The organism is Flavobacterium pygoscelis, from assembly GCF_023162025.1.
Lineage (GTDB): Bacteria > Bacteroidota > Bacteroidia > Flavobacteriales > Flavobacteriaceae > Flavobacterium > Flavobacterium pygoscelis.
The window spans coordinates 1-1,401 of record NZ_JALNUB010000036.1 but is presented as its reverse complement, the minus strand read 5'-3'; the positions used below and the strand labels follow the sequence as shown (position 1 = coordinate 1,401).

1 protein-coding gene is annotated in these 1,401 nt (G+C 27.9%); it reads left to right on the top strand.

The window, feature by feature from the left end; all coding sequences use genetic code 11:
- Positions 1 to 162 precede the first annotated feature (162 nt).
- Positions 163 to 1,143 (top strand): hypothetical protein, encoded by a 981-nt coding sequence (locus MW871_RS16250; RefSeq protein ID WP_248429432.1) that lies wholly within the window; start codon positions 163 to 165, stop codon positions 1,141 to 1,143.
- Positions 1,144 to 1,401: the final 258 nt, after the last annotated feature.

Sequence of the window (1,401 nt, the reverse complement as noted above, 5' to 3'; positions counted from 1 at the left end):
TGTTGACAAGTTTGGAAAAAAATCCCTTCAAAGATTTTTTCTAAACTTATCAATATTACGTCAATAATAAACTATTTTTGAAATTATACAGTAACCAAAAATAGTCAACCTATATTAGGACAAGACAAAACTGACGGATAAATCGTGAATAAATATAAATTTATGGATGAAAAGAAAGTAAAATATTCTGAAAGATATGTATTAAGTTCTTCGAATGTTGACAAACATGGTCATATAATAACGCAACAAGCATTAGAAAGCTCACTTAAATTTATTAATGGAAAAAGAAAGCCAAGATTAGGTTTAGATCACAATCGTACTTTTCCTCCACTAGGAAGAATAAATAACGGTGAAGTAATTGAAAAGGATGGAATATATTATTTAGTAGCTGATCAAGAATTTTTTGAAACCTCAAAAAATATCACTTTACATAATGGATTGGAATTAATAGAAATGTCTTTTTCTGATGAAAACTTTCCATTTACTGAATCTGAATTTGAACTAATAGAAACCATTGAAATTCAAATTGATCCAATTAATCTTGGTGGTTCATTTGAAAATGGACAGAACTTTTTAAATGAATTAAAAAATGAATCTGAACTAGAAATAAAAGGATCTGAATTTATACGAAAATCTGAAATTCCTGATCCAGAAATAATAATTAAACTTACAGAAATAATTGGAATTGCTCTTGGAATTGGTTTAAGAAAAATTCCAGAAAAAATGGCAGAATCTATTGGGGAAGATTTAGCAAAAGTTTACAAACTAATTAGTAAAAGTATTCAAAAATCAGTAAATGAATTAAATCCTAAAAACAAACCAATTCACTTTGTTGTCGAAATCCCAATAAAAAAAGCAAAATTAGAATTAATCGTAACTACAAGAAATCCTGATGTAGCTATAAATGCATTTAGAAAAGAAATAATTGAAAATTTAAAAAGCGAAATAAAATTCTCAATTAACAAATTAAATGCTGAAAAAATTCAATACTTTTTTAATGAAGATAATAAATGGGAAATGAATTATATTTTAGCTTCTGATGGAAAAGTTATTGGAACAAAAAAGTCATTTAAAAAACGTGATGATTACTTTCAAAAAATGGTTGAAGAACAGAAAAAAAATGAAAAGAAAAACAATGCATAACAGCCGTTTGGCGAGATTGGGGTTTTAGTGGAATTAACGTTTTTTATCATATCTTCGTTTCGGCAGAAAATACTCTGCTATAAAGTCCCCAACCTCGCCAAGCGCCAAGACGTTGGCGGTAATATTATCCGATGACAAATCCTGAAATAGGTTGACTAAAAATTAAACACTTTTAGCAAACTATGGAACCCACAAAAAATGGACACTGTCCAAAAATTGAGTACAAAAAAATTGGTTTCGACCTAAAACTTTCCATCA